Annotated in this window: 21 protein-coding genes and 1 tRNA gene; 13 read left to right on the top strand and 9 right to left on the bottom strand. The window is 71.7% G+C overall.

Features of this window, described 5'->3' with window-relative positions:
• Together GTW43_RS02720 and GTW43_RS02715 are read right to left on the bottom strand one after the other, a co-directional pair.
• A complete protein-coding gene (locus tag GTW43_RS02720) occupies window positions 1-1,296 on the bottom strand; it encodes an HTTM domain-containing protein (RefSeq protein WP_161299930.1) in 1,296 nt (431 codons plus the stop codon).
• The gene (locus tag GTW43_RS02715; protein ID WP_237536351.1) at window positions 1,293-2,096 is read right to left on the bottom strand and encodes a DUF5819 family protein; all 804 of its coding nucleotides are present in this window, start codon (window positions 2,094-2,096) and stop codon (window positions 1,293-1,295) included. Before GTW43_RS02715 ends, GTW43_RS02720 begins: the two co-directional genes overlap by 4 nt.
• Window positions 2,097-2,436: 340 nt before the next feature.
• Here GTW43_RS02715 and paaA point away from each other — a divergent pair, with 340 nt between their 5' ends.
• The 6 genes from paaA (at window position 2,437) to GTW43_RS02685 (ending at window position 7,601) form a co-directional block, all read left to right on the top strand.
• The gene (paaA, locus tag GTW43_RS02710) at window positions 2,437-3,453 is read left to right on the top strand and encodes a 1,2-phenylacetyl-CoA epoxidase subunit PaaA (RefSeq protein ID WP_161299929.1); all 1,017 of its coding nucleotides are present in this window, start codon (window positions 2,437-2,439) and stop codon (window positions 3,451-3,453) included.
• Entirely contained in the window at window positions 3,450-3,764 is a 315-nt protein-coding gene (gene paaB / locus GTW43_RS02705; protein WP_161299928.1) for a 1,2-phenylacetyl-CoA epoxidase subunit PaaB, read from the top strand. Before paaA ends, paaB begins: the two co-directional genes overlap by 4 nt.
• 14 nt (window positions 3,765-3,778) lie before the next feature.
• Complete coding sequence (paaC, locus tag GTW43_RS02700) at window positions 3,779-4,519, top strand: 1,2-phenylacetyl-CoA epoxidase subunit PaaC (RefSeq protein ID WP_343245871.1); 741 nt, start codon at window positions 3,779-3,781, stop codon at window positions 4,517-4,519.
• Window positions 4,513-5,070, top strand: coding sequence for a 1,2-phenylacetyl-CoA epoxidase subunit PaaD (gene paaD, locus GTW43_RS02695; RefSeq protein WP_161299926.1), 558 nt, complete (start codon window positions 4,513-4,515; stop codon window positions 5,068-5,070). Before paaC ends, paaD begins: the two co-directional genes overlap by 7 nt.
• Window positions 5,070-6,164 (top strand): 1,2-phenylacetyl-CoA epoxidase subunit PaaE, encoded by a 1,095-nt coding sequence (gene paaE, locus GTW43_RS02690; protein WP_161299925.1) that lies wholly within the window; start codon window positions 5,070-5,072, stop codon window positions 6,162-6,164. The genes paaD and paaE overlap by 1 nt, the downstream gene beginning before the upstream one ends.
• Window positions 6,165-6,401: 237 nt before the next feature.
• Window positions 6,402-7,601, top strand: coding sequence for an acyl-CoA dehydrogenase family protein (locus GTW43_RS02685; protein WP_161299924.1), 1,200 nt, complete (start codon window positions 6,402-6,404; stop codon window positions 7,599-7,601).
• Window positions 7,602-7,773: 172 nt separating this feature from the next.
• On the opposite strand, the gene GTW43_RS02680 is transcribed toward GTW43_RS02685, so the two are convergent.
• The 4 genes from GTW43_RS02680 to GTW43_RS02665 form a co-directional block, all read right to left on the bottom strand.
• Window positions 7,774-8,103 (bottom strand): rhodanese-like domain-containing protein, encoded by a 330-nt coding sequence (locus tag GTW43_RS02680; protein ID WP_161299941.1) that lies wholly within the window; start codon window positions 8,101-8,103, stop codon window positions 7,774-7,776.
• Between the two features lie 186 nt (window positions 8,104-8,289).
• Window positions 8,290-9,036, bottom strand: a complete 747-nt coding sequence (locus tag GTW43_RS02675; RefSeq protein ID WP_343245873.1) for a hypothetical protein — start codon at window positions 9,034-9,036, stop codon at window positions 8,290-8,292.
• Between the two features lie 295 nt (window positions 9,037-9,331).
• Window positions 9,332-10,858 (bottom strand): DUF2252 domain-containing protein, encoded by a 1,527-nt coding sequence (locus GTW43_RS02670; RefSeq protein ID WP_202500955.1) that lies wholly within the window; start codon window positions 10,856-10,858, stop codon window positions 9,332-9,334.
• A gap of 185 nt (window positions 10,859-11,043) precedes the next feature.
• Window positions 11,044-11,382 (bottom strand): helix-turn-helix domain-containing protein, encoded by a 339-nt coding sequence (locus GTW43_RS02665; protein WP_237536353.1) that lies wholly within the window; start codon window positions 11,380-11,382, stop codon window positions 11,044-11,046.
• A 191-nt stretch (window positions 11,383-11,573) separates the two neighbouring features.
• Between GTW43_RS02665 and GTW43_RS02660 the strand changes: the two genes are divergently transcribed.
• Entirely contained in the window at window positions 11,574-12,227 is a 654-nt protein-coding gene (locus tag GTW43_RS02660; protein WP_161299922.1) for an NAD(P)H-dependent oxidoreductase, read from the top strand.
• Between the two features lie 251 nt (window positions 12,228-12,478).
• Here the strand turns inward: GTW43_RS02660 and GTW43_RS02655 are convergent.
• Window positions 12,479-12,562, bottom strand: a tRNA-Leu gene (locus GTW43_RS02655).
• 426 nt (window positions 12,563-12,988) lie between these two features.
• Between GTW43_RS02655 and GTW43_RS02650 the strand changes: the two genes are divergently transcribed.
• From GTW43_RS02650 to pknB, 6 genes are all read left to right on the top strand, one after another.
• Window positions 12,989-13,846: a DUF3662 and FHA domain-containing protein gene (locus GTW43_RS02650; RefSeq protein ID WP_161299921.1), complete on the top strand. Its 858-nt coding sequence runs from the start codon at window positions 12,989-12,991 to the stop codon at window positions 13,844-13,846.
• 10 nt (window positions 13,847-13,856) lie between these two features.
• Window positions 13,857-14,375 carry an FHA domain-containing protein gene (locus GTW43_RS02645; RefSeq protein ID WP_161299920.1) on the top strand — a complete coding sequence of 173 codons (519 nt, stop codon included), beginning with the start codon at window positions 13,857-13,859 and terminating at the stop codon, window positions 14,373-14,375.
• A gap of 137 nt (window positions 14,376-14,512) precedes the next feature.
• The gene (locus GTW43_RS02640; RefSeq protein WP_237536350.1) at window positions 14,513-16,057 is read left to right on the top strand and encodes a Stp1/IreP family PP2C-type Ser/Thr phosphatase; all 1,545 of its coding nucleotides are present in this window, start codon (window positions 14,513-14,515) and stop codon (window positions 16,055-16,057) included.
• A gap of 27 nt (window positions 16,058-16,084) precedes the next feature.
• A complete protein-coding gene (locus tag GTW43_RS02635; RefSeq protein ID WP_161299919.1) occupies window positions 16,085-17,512 on the top strand; it encodes an FtsW/RodA/SpoVE family cell cycle protein in 1,428 nt (475 codons plus the stop codon).
• A complete protein-coding gene (locus tag GTW43_RS02630) occupies window positions 17,509-18,972 on the top strand; it encodes a penicillin-binding protein 2 (RefSeq protein ID WP_161299918.1) in 1,464 nt (487 codons plus the stop codon). Before GTW43_RS02635 ends, GTW43_RS02630 begins: the two co-directional genes overlap by 4 nt.
• Window positions 18,973-19,219: 247 nt before the next feature.
• Entirely contained in the window at window positions 19,220-21,211 is a 1,992-nt protein-coding gene (gene pknB / locus GTW43_RS02625; RefSeq protein WP_161299917.1) for a Stk1 family PASTA domain-containing Ser/Thr kinase, read from the top strand.
• A 103-nt stretch (window positions 21,212-21,314) separates the two neighbouring features.
• On the opposite strand, the gene GTW43_RS02620 is transcribed toward pknB, so the two are convergent.
• Together GTW43_RS02620 and GTW43_RS02615 are read right to left on the bottom strand one after the other, a co-directional pair.
• Window positions 21,315-22,037, bottom strand: a complete 723-nt coding sequence (locus GTW43_RS02620; RefSeq protein ID WP_161299937.1) for a class E sortase — start codon at window positions 22,035-22,037, stop codon at window positions 21,315-21,317.
• A gap of 103 nt (window positions 22,038-22,140) precedes the next feature.
• Window positions 22,141-22,900 (bottom strand): class E sortase (locus GTW43_RS02615; RefSeq protein ID WP_161299916.1); only part of this gene is annotated, 760 nt, incomplete at its 5' end.

Raw genomic sequence — 22,900 nt, 5'->3', positions numbered from 1 at the left:
CTACGTGCGGGTGACCGGCGCCCCGGACGCGTCCGGCGCAGGCCCCTCCGCCTCGGCCGGTCCCGCCGCTTCGGTCGCCCCCTGCGCCTCGGCGGTCCGCGGTGCGGGCACCTCCGGAGGGGCCTCGGCCGCGGTCGGGTCCTCCCGGCGCAGGACCGTGCGGGGGAAGAGACGCCCACGCGCGCGGGCCACCCGTCCGCCCACCCACGTCAGGAACGGCGTGGGCAGGAACACCGCGTCGGCGGTGATCATCGCGAGCGAGAAGAACGGCAGTCCGAGCACGACGGCGATGCCCACGTGCTCCATGATCATGAGCACCAGCAGGACGTTCTTGACCCGCCGGTTGAACACGGTGAACGGGAAGGCGACCTGCACGGCCACCGTCCCGTAGGTCACGAGCAGCACCAGCGGCCCGTACGCGGTCAGCAGATCGCCCAGGGCCGGCCAGGGCGAGAAGTAGTCCAGGTGCAGCGGGTAGTAGACGGCGCTGCCGTCCTGCCAGCGACTGCCCTGGATCTTGTACCAGCCGGCCGTCGCGTAGATCAGGCAGGCCTCGACCATGATCACCAGCAGCGCCGCGTTGTGCAGCAGATTGGCGATCACGTCGCACAGGAGGCGCGGCTCACCGTGCGGGGCGCGCCGCCCCAGGGCCCACCACACGCCCTGGACCGCCCACAGCGACCAGAGGAAGAGCAGCCAGCCGCCCCGGACGTCACCGGTGAACGTGATCGCCGACAGGGCCAGGCCGCTCACCCACCACAGCACGATGCCGCCGCGGTCGGCGCGGAGTGCGCCGCCACGCGCGCGTGCCGCGCGGCGCGCATCCAGCGACCACACCTGGCCGCAGCGCGTGAAGACCAGGTAGATCGACATGAGGTGGATGACGTTGTCGCCGCCGTCGCCCACGAAGACGCTGCGGTTCTGCAGCGACAGCACACCGATCATGAAGAGGACGGACATGGTGCGGGTGCGCCAGCCGAGGGCCAGCAGCAGCGAGGACAGGACCGCGGCGGCGTAGACGAGCTCGAACCAGCCGCGGCCGTCGGACCACAGGAGCGCGGTGAACGCGTGGTTGTCGCTGACGAGCTGCTGGGCCAGGTCCCAGCTCCAGGGGCCGTCGGGCCCGTAGAGCTCCAGCCGGTGCGGGTACTCGCGCAGCAGGAACAGCAGCCAGGTCGTGGCGAACCCGATGCGGATCACGGCGCTCTGGTACGGGGCCAGCGCGGACGCGGTGATCTTCTCGAGAGCGCCGGCCAGCTGCTGCCCGGCCGCGTACGTCCGGCTCGCGGCGCTCATCGGGCCCCTCCGATCGCACCGTGCGTACGGACCCGGGCGCCGGTGTCGAGCGGGGCGTCGTCCGCGGTCACGCTCCACCAGGAGACCTGCCGGTAGAACGGCTTCCGGTTCACCTTCTCGGTGCTCCACTTCGGGGGTTCGACGGTGACCGATCGGGAGCGCACCTGGACGCGTTCCAGGGTCTCGCCCTTCCCGGCGGCCCCGTCGCGGTCGAGGCGCAGCACGATGATGCGGCGCAGGTACTTCTCCGACAGGGTCCCGCGCAGGCTGGTCGGGCGGCCCTGGTTGTCGTGGGTCGACCCGTAGATGTCCCAGGCGCGGCGCAGCTCGTTCTGCTGGGTGTGGCTGGGCAGCAGGTTGCCGTCTATGGCCGCGCCGTCCTCGCCGGACAGGTCGTACCAGCCCGTCCGGCGCAGGGTGCCGTCCGCCGTGCGCACCTCGCCGCGCGCCTGCACGGCGACGTTCTGCTGCAGCGGGTTCGGGGCGAACAGCTTCCAGTTCTGCTCGAACTCGGGGTAGATCCAGTCGTCGACGACCCGGCCGTACTGCTTGGTCACCGTGTTCGACGGGGCGACGTGCAGGAACACCATCAGGACGTGGACGCCGGTGACCAGGGCGACGGCTGCCAGCGCCAGCGCGGCGGTCAGCTGGTAGCCCGGTGAGAGTGCGGCGATGCCCGCGCGGCGGGGCGGTCCGGACGCCGGCTCCGCCTCCGGCGCGGGCCGCTGCTCCTGCCCCGGCTCCGGCCCCGGTTCCGGCTCCGGACGGGCGGTGCCGTCCGCCGCTGCTTCCGTCTCCATCGGTGCTCCCCGATCCCCGATTCCTGATCCCCTGACGCCCTGGCCCGCCGGGACCGCCGGTCCCGGCCGGGCGAACCCGGGCGAACCGATTCCGCGGCATGGTCACCCCGCGGGTCCGGCGCATCGGAACCGTACTGGGGAGCGAGCGCCAGGCACAGCCGCCCGCGGTTTTCCACAGGTGAAGGGACGGTGCAGGGCGGAGTTGTCCACAGGCGGTGCCGGTCAGGGTTGACACCCTACGGCGCCGGGTCCCACCATTGAAGTCGACGAACCGAACGATCGGTCGGGTGCTGACGGAGTACCCGGCGCCGTAGGGCACCCAGAGTCGAGGGGACCGGGAATGGCGACAGCAGCCCCGCACCACCAGGCAGCCGGCTCACCGGCGGACGCCGGCACCGGCCTCGGCGAGGCGGCGTACCAGGCGGTCTTCGACGCCACGGTCGCCGCGGACGAGCGCATCGAGCCCCGCGACTGGATGCCGGACGCCTACCGGGCGACGCTGGTCCGCCAGATCGCCCAGCACGCGCACTCCGAGATCATCGGCATGCAGCCGGAGGCGAACTGGATCACCCGCGCCCCCTCCCTGCGCCGCAAGGCCATCCTCATGGCGAAGGTCCAGGACGAGGCGGGCCACGGGCTGTACCTGTACAGCGCGGCCGAGACCCTCGGCACCGGCCGGGACGAGCTGCTCGACAAGCTGCACAGCGGCCGCCAGAAGTACTCCTCGATCTTCAACTACCCGACCCTGACCTGGGCGGACGTCGGCGCGATCGGCTGGCTGGTGGACGGCGCCGCGATCACGAACCAGGTGCCGCTGTGCCGCTGCTCGTACGGCCCCTACGCGCGCGCGATGGTCCGCGTCTGCAAGGAGGAGTCCTTCCACCAGCGCCAGGGGTACGAGCTGCTGCTCGCCCTGAGCCGGGGCACCGAGGCCCAGCACGCGATGGCCCAGGACGCGGTGGACCGCTGGTGGTGGCCCTCCCTGATGATGTTCGGCCCGCCGGACGACGAGTCGGCGCACTCCGCGCAGTCCATGGAGTGGAAGATCAAGCGCCACTCGAACGACGAACTGCGCCGCCGCTTCGTCGACATCTGCGTCCCCCAGGCCGCCTCCCTCGGCCTCACCCTGCCGGACCCCGAGCTGCGGTGGAACGAGGAGCGCGGGCACCACGACTTCGGCCCGATCGACTGGACGGAGTTCAAGGAGGTCCTGAAGGGCAACGGGCCGTGCAACGAGCAGCGCATCACCCAGCGCCGGCGCGCCCACGACGAGGGCGCCTGGGTGCGCGAGGCCGCCGCGGCCCACGCGGCGAAGCACTCCACGAAGGCCACGACTCACGAAGGCAGGGCGGCATGAGCGAGACCCCCACCCCCGAGGCCCGGGGCGGCACGGACTGGCCCCTGTGGGAGGTCTTCGTGCGCTCCCGCCGCGGCCTGTCCCACACCCACGCGGGCAGCCTGCACGCCCCGGACGCCGAGCTCGCCCTGCGCAACGCACGCGACCTCTACACCCGCCGCGGCGAAGGCGTCTCCCTGTGGGTCGTGCCCTCCGCCGCGATCACCGCCTCGTCGCCGGACGAGAAGGACCCGTTCTTCGAGCCGGCCGCCGACAAGCCCTACCGCCACCCGACGTTCTACGAGATCCCGGAAGGGGTGAAGCACCTGTGACCCAGCCCGCGCCTGTGACGCAGCCCGCCGTGACACCGCCGGTGACGGACACCGCGGCCGCCGTGCTCGCCCTCGGCGACGACGCCCTCGTGCTCTCGCACCGCCTGGGGGAGTGGGCGGGCCACGCCCCGGTCCTCGAGGAGGAGGTCGCCCTGGCGAACATCGCGCTCGACCTGCTCGGCCAGGCCCGCGTCCTGCTGGGCATGGCGGGCGACGAGGACGAACTCGCCTACCTGCGCGAGGAGCGCGCCTTCCGCAACACCCAGCTGGTCGAGCAGCCGAACGGCGACTTCGCCCACACCATCGCCCGCCAGCTCTACTTCTCCACGTACCACCTGCTGCTGCACGACCGGCTGGCCCGCACCGACTCGGAGCTCGCGCCGCTGGCCGCGAAGGCGGTCAAGGAGGTGGCCTACCACCAGGACCACGCGGCGCAGTGGACGCTGCGCCTGGGCGACGGCACCGAGGAGAGCCACGCGCGGATGCAGCGCGCGGTCGACGCCCTGTGGCGCTTCACCGGCGAGCTGTTCGCGCCCGTGCCCGGACTGCCCGTCGACGGGGCGGAGATCCAGGAGCGGTGGACGGAGCAGATCACCGACGTCCTGACCCGGGCGACCCTGACCGTGCCCACGGGCCCGCAGACCGGCGCCTGGAGCGCGGGCGCCGGACGGCAGGGGGTGCACACCGAGTCCTTCGGGCGGATGCTCGCCGAGATGCAGCACCTGCACCGCAGCCACCCGGGGGCGTCATGGTGACCCTCGCCCGCGACCGGGAGACCCCGCTCGAGGCGGAGCTGCGCCGGCTCGCCGGCTCCGTGCCCGACCCCGAGCTGCCCGTACTCAGCCTCACCGAGCTCGGCGTGCTGCGCGCCGTGCACAGCCTGGGCCCCGACCGTGTCGAGGTGGAGCTCAGCCCGACGTACACGGGATGCCCCGCGATCGAGGCCATGTCCGCCGACATCGAGCGCGTGCTGCACGAGCACGGCATCCCCGAGGTCACGGTCCGGCCGGTGCTCAGCCCCGCCTGGTCCACGGACGACATCACGCCCGAAGGGCGGCGCAAGCTGCGGGAGTTCGGCATAGCGCCGCCCCGCACGACGCGCGCGCCCGCAGGCCCCGTCGCCCTGTCCCTCGGCCCCACCCGCCACGCGGGAGGCGCGGACCACGACACGGCCGAGCCGCTCGCCTGCCCGCACTGCGGCTCGACCGACACCGAGCTGCTCAGCCGCTTCTCCTCCACCGCCTGCAAGGCCCTGCGCCGCTGTCTGGCCTGCCGGGAACCCTTCGACCACTTCAAGGAGCTGTGATGACGCAAGGAGCGGGAAGGGCCCGCTTCCACCGGCTCCGGGTCGCGGCGGTCGACCGGCTCACCGACGACGCGGTGGCGCTGACCTTCGCGGTGCCGCAGGAGCTGCGCGAGGCCTACCGGTTCACCCCCGGCCAGCACCTCGCCCTGCGCCGCGCGGCCGGGGGCACGGGCGACGGCGCGGAGGTCCGCCGTACGTACTCGATCTGCTCCCCCGCCCCGGCCGCGACGGCACCCGGCACGCTCCGGGTCGGCGTGCGCATGGTCGACGGCGGCGCCTTCTCCACGTACGCGCACAAGGAGATCGCCGTGGGCGACGAGGTGGAGGTGATGACACCGGCCGGGCGCTTCACCCTCGCCCCGGCACCCGGGCGGTACGCGGCGGTGGTCGGCGGCAGCGGCATCACCCCGGTGCTCTCCATCGCGGCGACGCTCCTGGAGCGCGAGCCGGAGGCCCGCTTCTGTCTGGTCCGCAGCGACCGCACGACCGCGTCGACGATGTTCCTGGAGGAGGTCGCGGACCTCAAGGACCGCTACCCGGACCGGTTCCAGCTGGTCACCGTGTTTTCCCGGGAGGAGCAGCAGGCCGGGCTCGCCTCCGGGCGGCTCGACACGGAGCGGCTGTCGGCGCTGCTGCCCGCACTGCTGCCGGTGGACCAGGTCGCGGGCTGGTTCCTGTGCGGGCCCTACGGACTCGTGCAGAGCGCCGAGCGCGCGCTGCGCGGGCTCGGGGTGCGGCGCGACCGGGTGCACGAGGAGATCTTCCACGTGGACGACGGGCCCGCCACGCCCCGGCCCGCGCCGACCGGAGCGCCCGCCCACAGCACGGTCACCGCGCAGCTCGACGGCCGCGCGGGCACCTGGCCGGTCCAGGACGGCGAATCGCTGCTCGAGACGGTCCTGCGCAACAGACCGGACGCGCCCTACGCGTGCAAGGGCGGCGTCTGCGGCACCTGCCGGGCCTTCCTCGTCTCCGGCTCGGTCCGGATGGACCGGAACTTCGCGCTGGAGCCCGAGGAGACCGAGGCCGGATATGTGCTGGCCTGCCAGTCGCATCCCAGCACGGAGCAGGTGGAGCTCGACTTCGACCGCTGACAGGGCGGCGCTGCCGCCATGGCGCGGTTCTGCGCGCCTGTTCCTCTCGCCTCCCCGCCTGTTCCTCTCGTGGCCTCGCGTGGCCTCGCGTGGCCTCTCGCGTCCTTGCGCGCAGTTCCCTTCCCGGCGTTCCCTTCTCGTAGAACCTGTTCTATCTTGACGCTCCGTCAGATTCCGCTAGGGCCCGGCGGATCGGTCGACGCGGCACCGCCGGGGCAGGCACGGGAGGGACAGCCGGTGGACTTCACCTTCTCCGAGGAGCAACAGGCAGCGGCCGAGGCGGCGAAGGCGGTGTTCGCCCCGGTCGCGCCCGACGCGGTGCCCAGCCCGTCGCTGACCGCAGGGGCCGTCGCCGAGGACTTCGACCGCGCGCTGTGGGGCAAGGCCGCGGGCGCCGATCTGCTGAGCCTGCTGATCGCGCCGGAGCACGACGGGGCCGGGCTCGACGCCGTGGCCCTGTGTCTGGTGCTGCGCGAGTCGGCGCAGGTACTGGCCCGGCTGCCGCTCCTCGAGCACGGGGCGGCGACGGACGTCGTCCAGGCCTACGGCAGCCAGGAGTTGAGGCAACGGCTGCTGCCGGGCGCGGGGCGCGGCGAGCTGGTCCTCACCGTCGCCTCGGCGGGCCGCACCGGCCATGACCCCGCCGAACTCGCCGTCACGGCCCGGCCGGTGAGCACGGACGGCCCCGGTGACGCGGCGGGCGGCGCGGGCGGCTGGGTGCTGGAGGGCGTGCAGACCGCGGTGCCCTGGGCGTTCACCGCCGACCTGATCCTCGTCCCGGCCCACACCGCCGACGGCAGGACGCTCATCGCGGCCCTGCCGGGCCCGGGCGCCCCGGGAACGGCACCGGCCGCCGAACCCACCGCCGGACTCACCCTCGCCGAGCAGATCTCCACCACCGGCGAGCGGCTCGCGGAACTCCGGCTCGACGGGGTCCACGTCCCGGCCGGCGACCTGATCGAGGACCCCGGAGCCTGGCCCCGGCTGCACGCCCTGCTGGCCACCGGCACCTGCGCCCTCGCCCTCGGTCTGGGTACCGCAGCGCTGCGCATGACCAGCGACTACGCCGGCAAGCGCGAGCAGTTCGGGTACCCGATCGCCACGTTCCAGGCCGTCGCCGTGCAGGCCGCCGACCGGTACATCGACCTGCGGGCCATGGAAGCGACCCTGTGGCAGGCCGCCTGGCGCATCTGCACCGGGGCGAACGGGGCGCTGCCCGTGGCCGGGGACGTGGCCGTCGCCAAGACCTGGGCGTCCGAAGGGGTGCGCCGCATCGTGCAGACCGCGCAGCACCTGCACGGCGGCTTCGGCGCGGACATTGACTACCCGCTGCACCGCTATCACGCGTGGGCCAAGCATCTGGAGCTCGCGCTCGGCCCGGCCGCGGCGCACGAAGAGCTGCTCGGCGACCTGCTCGCCGCGCACGCCCTGGGCTGAGGCGCCGAACGCCGAGGGCCCCGGCACACGGCCGGGGCCCTCGGCGAAGCAGTAAGACCGGCAAGAACCGCCGAGCCCCGCCAAGACCCGTCAAGACCCGGTCAGCGGGCCAGAGGGGAACAGGGTCAGAGAGGCACAGGGCCAGAGGGAACAGGGTCAGAGAGGCAGAGAGTCAGAGGACCGTGCCCGGCTTGCCTTCCCCGTCCACCAGAGGCCGGCCCGCGGCGGCCCAGGCCTCCATGCCACCGGCGACGTTCACCGCGTCGATGCCCTGCTGCACCAGGTACGCGGTGACCTGCGCGGAACGCCCACCGACCCGGCAGACCACGTGGACCCGCCCGTCCTGCGGCGCCGCCTCCGTCAGCTCACCGAACCGCGCGACGAAATCGCTCATCGGAATGTGCAGCGCCGCGGCCGCGTGGCCCGCCCGCCATTCGTCGTCCTCACGCACGTCGAGGAGGAAGTCCCCCTCGGAGAGCTCGTCGACCGCGACCGTGGGCACACCAGAACCGAAAACCATGGCCCCGACGCTACCCGACCCCACCCCCGGGCCGGGGGCTGGGCGAGCCCCGTCACGGCAGGGCCACCACCCCTCGCCACCGGCAGACACCGAACGCGCGCCACCGGCAGACACCGCATCCCGCACGGCCAGCCGGCGGCCGGCCACGTCACGCCGACGTCAGCCGCGTCACGCCGACGTCAGCCGCGTCAGTTCCGCCTCACGCTCCGACACCTGGGCCAGCAGCTGCTCGGCGATCTCGTCGAGCAGCGTGTCCGGGTCGTCAGGAGCCATGCGCAGCATCGAGCCGATCGCGCTCTCCTCCAGTTCCCGGGCCACGACCGTGAGCAGCTCCTTGCGCTGGGCCAGCCACTCGAGCCGGGCGTAGAGCTCCTCGCTGGGCGACGGTGCGCGCTCCGGCGGCACCGGGCCCGCGGCCCACTCCTCGGCGAGCTCACGCAGCAGCCCCTCGTCGCCCCGGCCGTACGCCGCGTTGACCCGGGCGATGAACTCGTCGCGACGGGTCCGCTCCGTGTCGTCCTGTGCCAGGTCCGGGTGCGCCTTGCGGACCAGCTCCCGGTAGAGCTTGCGGGCCTCCTCGCTGGGCCGCACCCGCTGCGGCGGCCGCACCGGCTGATCGGTCAGCATGGCCACGGCCTCCGGGAACAGCCCGTCCCCGTCCATCCAGCCGTTGAACAGCTCCTCGACGCCGGGCATCGGCATCACCCGCGCGCGTGCCTCCTCGGCCTTCGCCCGGTCCTCGGGGTCACCGGTGCGGGCCGCGGTCGCCTCGGCGATCAGCGCCTCCAGCTCATCGAGCCGCGTGTACATCGGCCCGAGCTTCTGGTGGTGCAGCCGCGAGAAGTTCTCCACCTCGACGCGGAAGGTCTCCACCGCGATCTCGAACTCGATCAGCGCCTGCTCGGCGGCGCGCACGGCCCGCTCGAGCCGCTCCTCGGGCCGCTCCCGGCGCGGCTCCTGCGGCTCCTGCGACTGCTCGGGCTGCTCCGGCTCCTCCGACCGCTCCCGCTGCGGCTCATCGGATCGCTCCCGGGGCGGCTCCTGGGCCTGCTCCTGCGCGCCGCCCTCGGGCGGCCCGTCCAGCTGCTGGTCTGCCACATCGCTCTCCGGGGTCGTCACCCGTCCAGCCTAGGCCCTGTCCGGCCGGGCCCCGCCCCGCCGCCTCCCGCCCGGCCGCCCGGCTGTCCCGGCACCGACCCGGTCCCGGCCCTCACACCCCCGTCTCCGCCGCCACCCGTCCCTCCCGGACCGCCCGCACCAGCTCGCCGTGATCGGCCTCGGTCCGGTCCGCGTAGCGCACGGCGAACGCCGCCACGGCCTCGTCCAGCTCCTCGTTCTTCCCGCAGTACCCCGCGATGAGCCGCGGGTCCGCGCTGTGCGCGTGGGCACGCGCCAGCAGCGCGCCGGTCATCCGCGCGTAGTCGTCGACCTGGTCGGCGGCGAGCGCGGCCGGGTCGACGCTCCCCTTCCTGTTCCTGAACTGGCGTACCTGGAAGGGCCGCCCCTCCACCGTCGTCCAGCCGAGCAGGATGTCGCTGACGACCTGCATGCGCTTCTGCCCGAGGACCACGCGCCGCCCCTCGTGCGCGACCTCCGGCGCCCCGAAGCCGACGGCCGCCAGATGCGGCAGGAGCACGGAGGGCCGCGCCTCCTTCACCTGGAGCACCAGCGGCTCGCCCCGGTGGTCGAGGAGCAGCACGACGTAGGAACGCGTGCCCACGCTCCCGGTGCCGACGACGCGGAACGCCACGTCGTGGATCACGTACCGCCCGAGCAGCGGCAGCCGGTCCGCGGACAGCGTGTCCAGGTAGGGGCCGAGCGCGGCGGCGACGGCGGCGGCCTCGGCGTCCGGCACCGAGCGCAGCACCGGAGGCGCGTCCACGAAGCGCCGGCCGCCCCCGTCCACCGCCACCGTCGACTTCGCGGCGAAACGCCCGCTCGTGTTGTTCCGCGCCTTCTCCGAGACGCGCTCCAGCGTGCCGAGCAGGTCGTGGGCATCGGTGTGGGAGACGAGCTCCTCGTCCGCGATCGCGTTCCACGCGTCGAGCGCCGGCAGCTTCGCGAGCAGCCGCATCGTGCGCCGGTACGCGCCGGCCGCGTCGTGGGCGGCCGTGCGGCAGGTGTCCTCGTCGGCGCCGGCCTCGCGCCCGGCCAGCACCAGCGAGGTGGCGAGCCGCTTCACGTCCCACTCCCAGGGGCCGTGCACGGTCTCGTCGAAGTCGTTGAGATCGATCACCAGGCCGCCCCGGGCGTCCCCGTACAGCCCGAAGTTGGCCGCGTGCGCGTCACCGCAGATCTGGGCGCCGATCCCGGTCAGCGGGGTGCGCGCCAGGTCGTGCGCCATGAGGCCGGCTGAGCCGCGCAGAAAGGCGAAGGGAGTCGCGACCATCCGCCCGACGCGCAGCGGGGTCAGCTCCGGTATCCGGCCGCGGCCGGACTCCTCGACAGCGGTGACGGCGTCCGGCCGGGCCGTGTCCGTCTCCGCGTCGAACTCCGCGTGCGCAGAGCGGGCCACGGTGCGCCGCAGCGCCTTCCCCGCCTCCTTGGGCGAGGGCGCGGACGGGAACGCGGACGAGGACGAGGCGGCCCCGGCGCCCCCACCCCGCACGCCCGCCCCGGCGAACTCCGCGAACTCCGCGAACCCCTGCACCCGGGGCAGGCGTCGCCGCCCGCCCGTCGCGCCGTCGCTCTGGTGCGGCACCGTCGCCACCGCGTCCCCGACTCCGACTGCACCCATACCGACCGCCTCCCCCACCCCGTAGCCGTACGGGGCCGTCCGCGCGGGGCGCGCCCCGCGCACCGCCGCACACCGCTCTGTCCCTGATCGCTCAAGACCGTACAGCCGCCGGAAAACCCCCGTCAGAGCCTGTGGAAAACCCACGCCCTGTGCACAAGCCCCTCACCGGAACGGGGAACCCCGTCCTACTCCCCGCACCCCGCCGCGGCCGCTCCCGGCTCCGTGCACGCCCCTTCGGGCACCCCCAGGTACTTCTCCGACCAGGCGCCCAGTTCACGCAGTGCGGGATCCAGCGCGAGCCCGGCGTCGGTCAGCCGGTAGGCGACCCGCAGCGGCGGCCCGGCGTCGACCTCGCGCACGACGAGACCGGCGGCGCCGAGCTCCGTCAACCGGTCCGAGAGCATGCGCTCGCTGATCCCGGGAATGGCGCGGCGCAGGTCCGAGAAGTGCACCGGCCCCTGCATGAGCACGGCCACGACGAGCCCGGTCCACCGCTTCCCCAGCAGCGCGAAGACCCGTGTCATCCCGATGTCGACCGTCGTGCACGGCTCGGGCGCCTCGGTGCGCGTCCCGGCCTCCGCCACTTCCCCGTTGCCCGCCATGGCTCCAGAGTACTGCGTTCCCGTACGGGGATGAAAAAAAGTAAGCCCCTGTGTTATTACTAGTTGCATACGCATCTGCAGCACGCTGCATCGATCCATTCCGGGAGAGACCCATGGCCACCCTTCTGCACCTCGACTCCTCCGTCTTCGCGGGCCCCGCCTCGTCCTCGCGCACGGTCACGGACGCCTTCCGCACGGCCTGGCTGGAGCAGCACCCCGAGGGCACGGTCGTCTACCGCGACCTCGCCGCGGACCCCGTCCCCCACATCACGGCCGAGGCCCACCTCGCCGGATTCACGGACCCCGTCACGCACACCCCCGAGCAGGCCGCCGCCTTCGCCGCCCGCATCGCGCTCATCGAGGAGCTGGAGCAGGCGGACGCGATCCTGATCGGCGCCCCGATGTACAACTTCGCGATCCCGTCCACCCTGAAGGCCTGGCTGGACAACGTGATCCTGATGGGCCGCACCGCGGGCCCCGAGTCCCGTTCCGCCGAGGGCACCCCGGTCACCGTCGTCGCGAGCCGCGGCGGCTCGTACGCGCCGGGCACCCCGCGCGCGGGCATGGACCACGTGCAGAACTTCCTGGAGGCGACCCTGCGCGACGGCCTGGGCCTCGACCTCGACTTCATCGTCCCGGAGCTGACCATGGCCCCGCAGAACCCGGCGATGGCCGAGCTCGTCCCGCTCTACGAGGCCTCCCGCACGAAGGCCCTGGAGGACGCGCACCGCAAGGGCAAGGAGACGGCGGCCCGGATCGCCGCCTGACCCGGCGGAAGCGGATCACAAAGGTGGGGCCGGCAGCCCAACAGGCCGCCGGCCCCACCGGCCGTCTCACGGCCCAGGAACGACCTGAACCACAGGCCCGAGCCACCCGAACCACATGTATGAGCAGCGTCACATCGCGGCGCGCGCCACCCGTCGACCCGCCATCCGGACATCCGGGCATCCGGGCATCCGGACATACAGAAACGGGCTGATCGTCTTCACGATCAGCCCGTTTCATCGGTACTGCGTTGTGCGCGAGGGGGGAGTTGAACCCCCACGCCCTTGCGGGCACTGGAACCTGAATCCAGCGCGTCTGCCTATTCCGCCACCCGCGCATTGGGTGTGTCTTCCGGCTCCCGCTCCCTTTCGGGCCGGGCGCCTTCCGACATCCAGAAGATTAGCACGCTGCACAGGGTGGATTCACATCCGTTTCCGGCGGGCACCCGCACCCACCTGTCCAGGGCGGATGACAGCGCGCACCGCGAGGTCCATGATCGACTCCGGGCCGGTGCCACGGGTTGTGCCGGGGCCGTCCGCTTCCACAGCCGCGTACGGGACACTGGTCGAAGGCCCCCTCTACGATCCCTCTTGGCGACGCGGCGGGCGGGGCTGTGAGCGTCGACACTCATCGACCGGGCGGACAGGGGGAACCAGCCGATTTCCCGGCGCGTGGATACGATCAGTAAGCAGTACCAAGTTGGCAGCACGAGCGAGCAAGGCAACAGCGACAAGCAGGACGGCTACGAAGGAGGAGGTGCCCCATGGGAGTCCTGAAGAAGTTCGAGCAACGCCTCGAGGGGCTGGTCAACGGCACCTTCGCCAAGGTCTTCAAGTCCGAGGTGCAGCCCGTCGAGATCGCCGGCGCCCTCCAGCGCGAGTGCGACAACAACGCGACGATCTGGAACCGCGACCGCACCGTCGTGCCCAACGACTTCATCGTCGAGCTGAGCGCGCCCGACTACGAGCGCCTGGCCCCCTACTCGGGCCAGCTCGGCGACGAGCTGTCCGGCATGGTGCGCGACTACGCGAAGCAGCAGCGCTACACCTTCATGGGCCCGATCAAGGTCCACCTGGAGAAGGCGGACGACCTGGACACGGGTCTGTACCGCGTGCGCAGCCGCACCCTCGCCTCGTCCACCAGCCAGGACCGCCCCGAGCAGCAGCACCCGGGACCCGCGGCCGCGCCCCGGCCCCCGCAGGCGCCCGGCGGCTACGGGTACCCGCCCGCCGCCGCGCCGCCGATGCCGTCCGCACCGCCCCCCGGGCGCCCCGCGCACGCCCCCTCGGGCCCGGCCGCCGCGGCACAGCGCCCGGCCGCCGGTCCGATGCCGGGCAGCCGGACGCGTCACTGGATCGAGATCAACGGCACACGCCACCAGATCTCCCGCCCCACCCTCGTGCTCGGCCGGTCCACCGAGGCCGACGTGCGGATCGACGACCCCGGCGTCTCGCGCCGGCACTGCGAGATCCGGACCGGAACACCCTCGACAGTCGCCGATCTCGGGTCCACCAACGGGATCGTGGTGGACGGACAGCACACCACCCGCGCTACGCTCCGCGACGGCTCGCGGATCGTCGTGGGCTCCACCACCATCGTTTACCGGCAAGCCGAAGGGTGAAGCGGGGGCAATGTCAGAGCTGACCCTGACGGTCATGCGGTTGGGTTTCCTGGCCGTTCTGTGGCTGTTCGTGATCGTGGCCGTCCAGGTCATCCGCAGCGACCTGTTCGGCACGCGTGTCACACAGCGCGGCGCACGTCGTGAGAGCGGGCGCGCGCAGCAGGCCGCCCGCCAGGCCGCGCCGCCGCAGCAGCGCCAGCAGCAGCAGTCGGGCGGTGGCCGGCAGCGCCGCGGCGCCCCGACCAAGCTCGTGGTCTCCGAAGGCACCCTCACCGGCACCACGGTGGCGTTGCAGGGGCAGACCATCACGCTGGGCCGGGCGCACGACAGCACGATCGTGCTGGACGACGACTACGCGTCCAGCAGGCACGCCAGGATCTACCCGGACCGGGACGGCCAGTGGATCGTCGAGGACCTCGGGTCCACGAACGGCACGTATCTCGACCGGACCCGGCTCACGACGCCCCAGCCGATCCCGCTGGGCGCGCCGATCCGCATCGGCAAGACCGTCATCGAGCTGCGGAAGTAGTGCTACGTCATGAATGAGCGCGAGCGGAGCGAGCGAGCCGGCGCGGCAGTCCCCGACCGGGACTCCGGCACGCTCCCGACCGGAGGGTGGGCACCGTGCGGATGTACCCGGAGTCGGAATCGACGGGGCAGGTGCGCATGAGTCTGTCACTGCGCTTCGCCGCCGGATCGCACAAAGGAATGATCCGCGAGGGCAACGAGGACTCCGGTTACGCCGGGCCCCGGCTGCTCGCGATCGCCGACGGCATGGGGGGCCAGGCCGCCGGTGAGGTGGCCAGCTCCGAGGTGATCTCCACGATCGTCGCGCTCGACGACGACGTGCCCGGATCGGACATCCTGACCTCGCTCGGCACCGCCGTGCAGCGGGCCAACGACCAGCTGCGCCTCATGGTCGAGGAGGACCCCCAGCTCGAGGGCATGGGGACCACCCTGACCGCGCTGCTGTGGACGGGCCAGCGGCTCGGTCTGGTGCACGTCGGCGACTCGCGCGCGTACCTGCTGCGCGACGGCGTGCTGACGCAGATCACGCAGGACCACACCTGGGTGCAGCGCCTCGTCGACGAGGGCCGCATCACCGAGGAGGAGGCCACCACGCACCCGCAGCGTTCGCTGCTGATGCGTGCGCTGGGCAGCGGCGACCACGTCGAGCCGGATCTGTCGATCCGCGAGGTGCGCGCCGGTGACCGGTACCTGATCTGCTCGGACGGCCTGTCCGGCGTCGTCTCGCACCAGACGATGGAGGAGACGCTCGCCAGCTACCAGGGCCCGCAGGAGACGGTCCAGGACCTGATCCAGCTGGCGCTGCGCGGCGGCGGCCCCGACAACATCACGGTGATCATCGCCGATGTCCTCGACATCGACAGCGGTGACACCCTCGCCGGGCAGATCTCCGACGCCCCGGTCATCGTCGGCGCGGTCGCGGAGAACCAGCAGCAGTTGCAGGACGGCAGCGCCATGGAGACCCCGGCGGGCCGTGCCGCGGGCCTCGGCCGGCCCGCGCCCGGACAGGGCGGCGGTGGCGGCGGTGGCGAGTTCGGCCCGCCCGGCAGCGGCGAGAGCGCCGGCTACGCACCCGAGGGGGGCTTCGGCGCGTACGCGGACGAGGACTTCGTGAAGCCGCGCCGCGGCCGGAAGTGGTTCAAGCGGTCCCTGTACACGGTGCTCGCCCTCGCGGTCATCGGCGGCGGCCTCTACGGCGGCTACCGCTGGACGCAGACCCAGTACTTCGTCGGCTCGAACGACGAGCACGTGGCCCTGTACCGCGGCATCAACCAGGATCTCGCCTGGGTGAGCCTGTCGGACGTCGAGAAGGACCACCCGGAGATCGAGCTCAAGTACCTGCCGCCCTACCAGCGCAAGCAGGTCGAGGCGACCATCTCCGAGGGGGATCTCGCCGCGGCGCAGGACAAGATCGTCGAGTTGTCGGCGCAGGCCAACGCGTGCAAGAAGCAGGCCGCGAGACAGCAGGCGGAGAGCGAGCAGAACGCGAAGTCCGGCGAGGGCGAGGCGGGTGGCACGTCCACCGGCGGCACCGCGTCGAAGGCCTCGTTCCGCAAGGCGCCCTCGCCCGATCCGTCGCAGTCGCCTTCCGGCAAGGCCAAGTCACCGTCAACTCCCAAGCCCACCCCTGGCCCCACTCTCTCCGAGGAAGAGCAGCAGCTGGCCAAGGCGTGCGCACAGTAGTAGAGCCGTTGGGGGCCTCAGCACGCCATGAGTAGTTCTTCCACGACCCACACGTCGACCATCGGCGCGATCGGTGCGCCGAGCCGGCGCAACACCGAGCTCGCGCTCCTGGTGTTCGCCGTGGTCATCCCGATCTTCGCGTACGCCAACGTGGGCCTGGCCATCGACGGTTCGCTGCCCGCGGGCCTGCTCGGCTACGGCCTCGGCCTCGGCCTGATGGCCGGTGTCGCGCACATCGTCGTACGGAAGTTCGCGGCGTACGCGGACCCGCTGCTCGTGCCGCTGGCGACGCTGCTCAACGGCCTGGGCCTGGTCGCCATCTGGCGGCTCGACCAGTCGGAGCTGCTCCAGTCGATCCACCAGGCGGGCAACGCGGCCCCGCGCCAGCTGATGTACACGGCCATGGGCATCGCGCTGTTCATCGTCGTGCTGATCTTCCTGAAGGACCACCGCGTCCTGCAGCGCTACACGTACATCTCGATGCTCGGCGCGCTCGTCCTGCTGCTGCTGCCGCTGGTCCCGGGCCTCGGACAGAACATCTACGGCGCGAAGATCTGGATCCACGTCGGCGGCTTCTCCATCCAGCCCGGCGAGTTCGCCAAGATCGTCCTCGCGGTCTTCTTCGCGGGCTACCTGATGGTGAAGCGCGACGCGCTGGCGCTGGCCAGCCGCCGCTTCGCGGGTCTGTACCTGCCGCGCGGCCGCGACCTCGGCCCGATCCTCGTGGTCTGGGGCATCTCGATCCTCATCCTGGTGTTCGAGACCGACCTCGGTACGTCGCTGCTGTTCTTCGGAATGTTCGTCATCATGCTGTACGTCGCCACCGAGCGGACCAGCTGGATCGTGTTCGGTCTGATGATGTCCGCGGTCGGCGCCGTGGGTGTGGCGAGCTTCGAGCCGCACATCCAGCAGCGTGTGGACGCCTGGCTCGACCCGATGAAGGAGTTCGCGCTCAGCCGGCAGGGCGTCGGGGGCCACTCCGAGCAGGCCATGCAGGCCCTGTGGGCGTTCGGCTCCGGCGGCACGCTGGGCACCGGCTGGGGCCAGGGCCACTCCGAGCTGATCCGCTTCGCCGCCAACTCCGACTTCATCCTCGCCACGTTCGGCGAGGAGCTGGGCCTGGCCGGACTGATGGCGCTCCTGCTGATCTACGCGCTGATCGTGGAGCGCGGTGTGCGCACCGCCCTCGCGGCCCGCGACCCGTTCGGCAAGCTGCTCGCCATCGGCCTGTCCGGCGCCTTCGCGCTGCAGGTCTTCGTCGTGGCCGGCGGTGTCATGGGGCTCATCCCGCTGACCGGTATGACGATGCCCTTCCTCGCGTACGGCGGTTCGTCCGTCATCGCGAACTGGGCGCTGATCGGCATCCTGATCCGGATCAGCGACACCGCCCGACGGCCCGCGCCCGCGCCCGCCCCCAGTCCCGACGCCGAGATGACCCAGGTGGTCCGACCGTGAACAAGCCCCTGCGCCGGATCGCGATCTTCTGCGGCCTCCTGGTCCTGACCCTGCTGATCAGGGACAACTGGCTCCAGTACGTCAAGGCGGACACGCTCGCCTCGGACGACGACAACCGCCGTGTCGCCATCGCCCGGTACTCCACGCCGCGCGGCGACATCATCGTCGACGGCAAGCCGATCACCGGCTCCGTGAAGACCGACGACACCGACCTGAAGTACAAGCGGACCTGGAAGGACGGGCCCATGTGGTCGCCCGTCACCGGGTACTCGTCGCAGGTCGTGGGCGCCAGCCAGATCGAGAACATCGAGGACGGCATCCTCTCCGGCGACGACGACCGGCTCTTCTTCCGCCGCACGCTCGACATGATCACGGGCAAGCCGAAGGAGGGCGGCAATGTCGTCACGACGCTCAACGCCGACGCGCAGCGGGCCGCGTACAACGGTCTGAAGCTCAAGGGCAAGGGCGCGGTCGCCGCGATCGAGCCGTCCACCGGCAAGATCCTCGCGCTGGCGTCGACGCCGTCCTACGACCCGTCGTCGTTCGCCGGGAACCTGACGAAGGACGGCGAGACCTTCTCCAAGCTCGACAAGGACAAGGACAAGCCGCTCCAGAACCGGGCCCTGCGCGAGACGTATCCGCCGGGCTCCACCTTCAAGCTGGTCACGGCCGCGGCCGCGCTGGAGCACGGCAAGTACACGGACCCGGACGAGAAGACGGACAGCCCGCTGCCGTGGACGATGCCGGGCACCCAGACCGAGCTGAAGAACGAGGGCAACATCCCCTGCAAGGACGCGACCCTGCGCGTGGCCCTGCAGTACTCGTGCAACACGGTCTTCGGCAAGGTCGGCTCCGACCTCGGCAAGGACAAGATGCGGGAGACCGCGGAGAAGTTCGGCTTCAACGAGGAGCAGTTCGTCCCCGTCCGCTCCAGCAGGTCGAACTTCGACGAGGACATGAACCCGTCCCAGACGGCGCTCTCGTCCATCGGCCAGTACAACACCGCTGCCACCCCGCTGCAGATGGCGATGGTCGGCGCCGCGATCGCGAACGACGGCGCCCTCATGGAGCCGTACATGATCGACGAGCTCAAGGCTCCGAACCTCGACACGATCGAGAAGAACGAGCCCAAGGAGATGAGCCGGCCGCTCTCCGAGGAGAACGCGCAGAAGCTCCAGTCGATGATGGAGACGGTCGTCGACAAGGGCACCGGCACGATGGCCAAGATCGACGGCGCCACCGTCGGCGGCAAGACCGGTACCGCGCAGAACGGCGTGAACAACGAGGGCACCCCGTACGCCTGGTTCGTCTCCTACGCGAAGACGGACTCGGGAACCCCGGTCGCCGTGGCCGTCGTCGTCGAGGACAGCGACGCCGACCGCGGTGACATCTCGGGTGGCGGTCTCGCCGCTCCGATCGCCAAGAGCGTCATGGAAGCGGTCATCAACAGCAAGAAGTGAGGCACGCAGCACAGGCGGTGCGGACGCCGGACGCGCCACACGCACCGTCGGGCAGGACCGGGTTCACCTCTTGCTGTGAGCCCGGTCACCTGTTCTTCACGAAGTCGCACGTGGCGATACCGGTCCTGTCACGGCTCCCGGCGCTGGCCAGGTCAGGCCGGGCGGGGCGGGTACGGTATGCCGGACGGCACACCGCCCGCCCGTGCACGGGACGGTCGGAACCGACGGAGAGGGCTGGTAGGTAACCATGGAAGAGCCGCGTCGCCTCGGCGGCCGGTACGAGCTGGGCCAGGTGCTCGGCCGTGGTGGCATGGCGGAGGTCTACCTCGCGCATGACACCCGGCTCGGCCGCACCGTGGCGGTGAAGACGCTGCGGGCTGACCTCGCGCGCGACCCGTCGTTCCAGGCCCGGTTCCGCCGGGAGGCCCAGTCGGCCGCCTCGCTCAACCATCCCGCGATCGTGGCGGTGTACGACACCGGCGAGGACTACGTCGACAACATCTCCATCCCGTACATCGTGATGGAGTACGTCGACGGATCCACGCTGCGCGAGCTGCTGCACTCCGGGCGCAAGCTGCTGCCCGAGCGGGCCATGGAGATGACGATCGGCATCCTCCAGGCCCTCGAGTACTCGCACCGCGCGGGCATCGTCCACCGCGACATCAAGCCGGCCAACGTGATGCTGACCCGCACCGGTCAGGTGAAGGTCATGGACTTCGGCATCGCCCGCGCCATGGGTGACTCCGGCATGACGATGACGCAGACGGCCGCGGTCATCGGCACCGCCCAGTACCTCTCCCCGGAGCAGGCCAAGGGCGAGCAGGTCGACGCCCGCTCGGACCTCTATTCGACGGGTTGTCTCCTCTACGAGCTGCTGACCGTCCGGCCGCCGTTCGTCGGCGACTCCCCGGTCGCGGTCGCGTACCAGCACGTGCGCGAGGAGGCCCAGCCGCCGTCGGTCTTCGACCCCGAGATCACGCCCGAGATGGATGCGATCGTCCTCAGGGCCCTGGTCAAGGACCCCGACTACCGCTACCAGTCGGCCGACGAGATGCGCGCGGACATCGAGGCCTGCCTCGACGGCCAGCCGGTCGCCGCCACCGCCGCCATGGGCGCGGTCGGCTACGGCAACCCGGACGACCAGCAGACGGCCATGCTGCACCCGCAGAACGGCGGCGCGGCCCCCACCTCGATGCTGCCCCCGGTCAACCCGGACGACGGCGGCTACGGCTACGACGACCGCCCGGGCCGCCGCAAGCAGGGCAAGAAGAACCACACCTCGACGATCCTGCTGGTCGTCGCGGGCCTCCTGGTCCTGGTCGGCGCCATCCTGATCGGCAAGTGGGTCAGCAGCGGCGGCAGCGACTCCGGCAAGGTCGACGTGCCGAGCCTGGTCGGCGAGACCTTCGCGGACGCCCAGCAGAAGGCGGAGAACGTCGACCTGAAGGTCGTCCGCGGCGAGAGCATGCCCTGCGAGGACGAGCCGGCCAAGCACGTCTGCGAGCAGGACCCGAAGAGCGGCTCGGTGCAGAAGGGCGACACGATCACCGTCCGCATGTCCACGGGCGCGCCCAAGGTGACCGTCCCTGACGTGCAGGGCCTCTCGTACGACGAGGCGGTCGCGCAGCTCGAGGACAAGGGCTTCGACAACATCTCGAAGAAGACCCGGGAGTCCGACCGCACCGAGGGCAAGGTCATCGACCAGACCCCGAAGGGGGACTCCAAGGTCGAGAAGGGCACGGCGATCACCCTCACCGTGGCCAAGAAGAAGGAGACCGTCGTCGTTCCCGACGTCTCCAGCGCCAAGAACCTGACCTGTGAGCAGGCCACGGCCACGCTCGAGCAGAACAAGCTGAAGGCGTCCTGCTCGGAGGAGGAGACCGACCAGGCCGAGGCCGGCAAGGTCTTCGGTCAGAGCCTCGCCGCGAACTCCGAGGCCGAGCCGGGCTCCACGGTGACCCTGAAGGTCGCCAAGGAGGGCGAGCAGCTGACGGTCCCGGGCGACATCGTGGGCAAGAAGCTCAAGGACGCGCGCGAGCAGCTGTCCGGCATGGGGCTCAACGTCCAGCTGCAGCCCGGTTCGGTCGACGACCCGAACGCGACCGTGGCTGCCGCCAACCCCGGCGCGAACAGCCCGGTGAAGAAGGGCGACACGATCACCCTGATCACCATCGCGGGCGGCGGCGGAAACCAGAACGGCGGCGGGGACGGCTTCATCGGCGGCCTCGGCGACCGCTGACGCCGTCCGGGTCACCCGGGTACGACGCGAGGGCCCCGGCTCCCCTCAGGGGGAGCCGGGGCCCTCTCACGTGCCGGGGGCGCCGCGCCGTGCGGCGCGCGCGTCAGCGCAGTTCCTTCGGCGGTGTGCGGTCGCTGTCGACCTTCTCGACGCGCTCCAGCTCGCCCCACACCACGTACCGGTAGCGGGACGTGTAGACGGGCGTGCAGGTCGTCAGGGTGATGTAGTGCCCGGGCTTCTTCTTGCCGGACTCCTCGGGCACCTGGTCGATGACGTCCACGTTGAACTTCGAGGTCTCGGGCAGGGTCGCGTAGACCTTGTAGACGTACCACTTGTCCTTCGACTCGAAGACGATCGGGTCGCCCTTCTCGATCTTGTCGATGTTGTGGAACTTGGCGCCGTGGCCGTCGCGGTGTGCGGCGAGGGTGAAGTTGCCCTTCTTGCCGGTGGTCGGCAGCGCCGACTTCACCGGGTCCGTGTAGTAGCCGGCCACACCGTCGTTGAGGATCTTCGACGTGGTGCCCTTCTCGACGAGCACCTCGCCCTTGCTCATCGCGGGGACGTGCAGGAAGCCGATGCCGTCCTTGGTGTCGAGGGCGCCAGGGCCCTTGTCCGCGGCCCAGTGGTCGCGGACCTTGTTCCCCTGCCGGTGGGCCTCGCGGTCGGCCATCACGTTGGTCCACCACAGCGAGTACGCCACGAAGAGGCCGAGGATCAGGCCCGCGGTGATGAGGAGTTCGCCGAACACGCTGACGGAGGTCGCCAGCCAGCCCCTGCGCGGCGGGCGCGGGGGTGCGGGCGACTCCGGCTCGGTGTCCCGCTCCACGTCTGGCCCGTGGTCGCTCTCGCGGCCGGTCGTCGCTGCCACTGCCTGATGCCCCGTCCCGTCCTGTGCCGTACCCGTGATGCCCCGCCGCCGGTGCGCCCGCCTACTCGACGAGAGCTTCCGGCTTTCCCTCGCTGCGCGGCCGCTCCTCGACCATCCTGCCCCAGACGATCATGCGGTAGGTGCTGGTGAATTCCGGCGTGCAGGTGGTCAGTGTGATGTACCGGCCCGGCTTGGTGAAACCGGACCCCGCGGGAACCGGGTCGATCACAGAAGTGTTCGACGGCGGGGTCTGCGGGAGGATGCTGGACATCTTGTAGACGTAGTATTTGTCCTGCGTCTCGACGACGATCGGATCGCCAGGTTCGAGCCGGTTGATGTAGCGGAACGGCTCGCCGTGCGTGTTGCGGTGCCCGGCGACCGCGAAGTTCCCCTTCTTCGCGTCGGGCATCGCCGTCGGGATGCTGTCCTTGCCGTAGTGCCCGACCATCCCCTTGTCGAGCACCTTGGGCTTGCTGATGCCCTCGGCGATCGGCACGACGACGTCCAGCTTCGGGATGTAGAGGATCGCGAAGCCCTGGCCGGGCTCGAACGTGCCGGGCTTGCCCTTGCCCTTGGCCCAGTCGTCCTCGAGGTGGCTGCGGGCGTCGCCCGCGATGTTGTGGGCGCGCACGTTCGTCCACCAGAGCTGGTAGGTGACGAACAGCAGCATCAGGACGCCGAGGGTGATGAAGACCTCGCCGATGGCGCGGCTGGCGACGACTCCGGCGCCGGGCCGTGCGGCGCGGGCGGCGCGGCGGGCCTCGACGCGGGTGAGCGGCCTGTCGTCCGGCTCCGCGGCCGTGTCGGCGGCGGCCGGGGTC

This window comes from Streptomyces sp. SID5785 (assembly GCF_009870065.1).
In the GTDB taxonomy this organism is placed as follows: domain Bacteria; phylum Actinomycetota; class Actinomycetes; order Streptomycetales; family Streptomycetaceae; genus Streptomyces.
Note: the sequence above shows the minus strand (reverse complement) of the source record. Positions and strands in the feature narration are given on the sequence as shown.